The organism is Vibrio sp. 10N.222.48.A3 (assembly GCF_041475345.1).
Classification (GTDB): Bacteria; Pseudomonadota; Gammaproteobacteria; order Enterobacterales; family Vibrionaceae; genus Vibrio; species Vibrio tasmaniensis_A.
In genome coordinates this window covers 1-2,592 of record NZ_JBFRVX010000808.1, presented here as the reverse complement: position 1 = coordinate 2,592, position 2,592 = coordinate 1, and the positions used below count along the sequence as shown (strand labels likewise).

Genomic DNA, 2,592 nt, shown 5'->3' with positions numbered 1-2,592 from the left:
GCTATTACCATTCCAACAGAATGGTAATGAATTGACTGTGCCGAATAACTACAAGTAGTTAAACGTATTGGTCACTCAGTTCATTGAAATCATTTTGTTACCGAAGTAACTGTTATTACCTAAGTAATAACGTTTTGATATTCATCAACGAGTGCCCACACAGATTGATAGGTTTAAATTGTTAAAGAGCTACTCTTCGTTGTGACTTACATCACTTCGGAAGAGGCGGCCATTCTAGCGTTTTAATTCTCAGTGTCAAACACTTTTGAAAATTAATTTCTACTTTCTAAAAGTAGAAGCGAATTATCGCTTAAAGCTAGTTGCCTTACTAACATTCTTCGCTGAAGCCTTGTGGCGTCTACCGTGTCAGTGAGGCGGCATTATAGAGATGTTCCTCACATTGGCAAGTGTTTATTACCGAAAATTGCAAAAATAACGATTAGATGATGGATAAACACCCAAAGCCTTATTTATGCAAGTTTAACTACAAAGTACCTACATAATAACCACAGACTTATCCACAATCGCTTTAATTTTATCCCCTAGAAACTAAAAAGCTGCCTTGAGGCAGCTTTTTAAATGGCAATGAGTCTAAATCCCAGAGCCATATTGCTCTCCATCGTCTTCATGGAGGCCACATTCTCGTTTCAGACCATTGAAACGGGTTTCTTCTTCAGTCATACCCGGTTCCCATTTCTTAGTTGTATGAGTATCTCCGACAGAAAGGTACCCCTGCTCACGAAGTGGGTGGTAACTAAGGCTATGCTCTTCCAAGTAATAGTGAACATCTTTATTTGTCCAATCTATTACTGGCAAGAACTTAAACACACCATTTTGGATAGATAAGATCGGCAAGTTTGCGCGCGATTGAGATTGCTCTCTTCGCAACCCTGAAAACCAAGTGCCAGCCTCTAGTTCATCCAGCGCTCTTCTCATCGGTTCAACTTTATTAAGTTTGTTGTACTTCTCTATCCCTTCTATACCTTGATCCCAAAGTTTGCCATATTGCGCTTCTTGCCAATTAGAGCTCTGTTGTGCGCGAAAGACTTGAAGGTTTAGAGTCAACTTCTGACTTAACTCATCTATAAAGCGATACGTTTCTGGGAATAGGTACCCGGTGTCTGTCAGAATAACTGGAATATCGGGTTTGGCTTGAGTCACTAAGTGCAGCATCAATGCTGCTTGGATTCCGAAACTAGAAGACACCACATGTGTTCCTTCTAAGTTTTCTAGAGCCCACTTCACTCTTTCTAATGCAGTTAGCTGCTCTAACTCAGCATTAATTTGTCCAAGATGAAGTATCTGCTCCGTCTTAGTCAATGCGAGTAGCTCTGCTAACTTCAATTTTGAAGCGACAGAATTATGCATGCAGATCCCTCTTTGAAATGATCACCTCTTCGATGATGCCAGCTCGGATTGTAAAATCACCGAACCCTTCATTGTCGTTACGTTCCGTAGCCCAACGTCCCACCAGCGAATCAATCTCTTCTAAGATCTGAGCTGAAGTGATGTTCTCTTTATACATCTTCGGGATACGAGTTCCGGCTTTGTTGCCACCTAAGTGCATGTTGTAACGCCCCGGCGCCTTACCGACTAAACCCAACTCAGCCAACATTGCACGACCACAGCCGTTTGGACAACCCGTGATGCGAAGGATGATGTTATCTTCTTCTGGTAATCCGTGTTTCTTCAGAATGTCTTCAACATCCGTTACAAACTCAGGAAGAAAACGTTCGGCTTCTGCCATTGCTAACGGACATGTTGGGAATGCCACACACGCCATTGAGTTCTTGCGCTGTTCTGAAACGGCATCATCCATCAGACCGTATTGACGTGCCAGCTTTTCAATTTGTGCCTTTTGGCTCTTAGGTACACCTGCAACAATGAGATTTTGGTTCGCTGTCATGCGGAAATCACCTTTGTGGATCTTCGCTATTTCAGCAACACCTGTTTTCAGCGCTTTACCCGGAAAATCAAGTAAACGACCATTTTCGATGAATAACGCTAAGTGGTGCTTACCATCAATACCTTCCGCCCAACCGATACGGTCGCCACGGCCAGTAAACTCATAAGGACGGCTTTCAGAAAACTCAACGCCTGCACGTTTTTCTACTTCTGCTTTAAATACATCAATACCAACACGGTCTAGTGTGTATTTGGTTTTAGCATTCTTACGGTTCGAACGGTTGCCCCAGTCACGTTGTGTCGTCACAACAGCTGCCGCTACATCTAACGTTTTTTCTAATGGCACAAAACCAAAGTCGTCAGCTTTACGTGCATAAGTAGAAGTATCGCCGTGCGTCATTGCAAGACCACCGCCCACTAATACGTTAAAGCCCACCAGCTTTCCGTCTTTAGCAATCGCAATAAAGTTAAGATCGTTAGCATGAACATCTACGTCATTTTGCGGAGGAATTACAACCGTCGTTTTGAACTTACGTGGTAAGTAGTTACTACCTAAGATAGGTTCTTCATCTGTTGTTGCGAGCTTTTCACCATCTAACCAGATCTCAGCATAAGCACGAGTTTTAGGTAATAGGTGTTCACTGATCTTTTTCGCCCACTCATAAGCTTCTTGGTGTAGCTCGGACT

At 42.8% G+C, this 2,592-nt stretch carries 2 protein-coding genes; both read right to left on the bottom strand.

What is annotated here, in order from left to right; translation table 11 throughout:
• Positions 1–591 precede the first annotated feature (591 nt).
• On the bottom strand, positions 592–1,368 hold the full coding sequence (locus AB4653_RS20050) for a phosphoadenylyl-sulfate reductase (RefSeq protein ID WP_009847908.1): 777 nt from the start codon (positions 1,366–1,368) through the stop codon (positions 592–594).
• Positions 1,361–2,592, bottom strand: a 1,232-nt coding sequence (locus AB4653_RS20045) for an NADPH-dependent assimilatory sulfite reductase hemoprotein subunit (protein WP_372105143.1), incomplete at its 5' end; no start/stop codon positions are given. The genes AB4653_RS20045 and AB4653_RS20050, both read right to left, overlap by 8 nt.

Coding starts and splice junctions, on each gene's coding strand:
- AB4653_RS20050 (WP_009847908.1), bottom strand. CDS start 1,368: ATGCATAATTCTGTCGCTTCAAAATTGAAGTTAGCAGAGCTACTCGCA.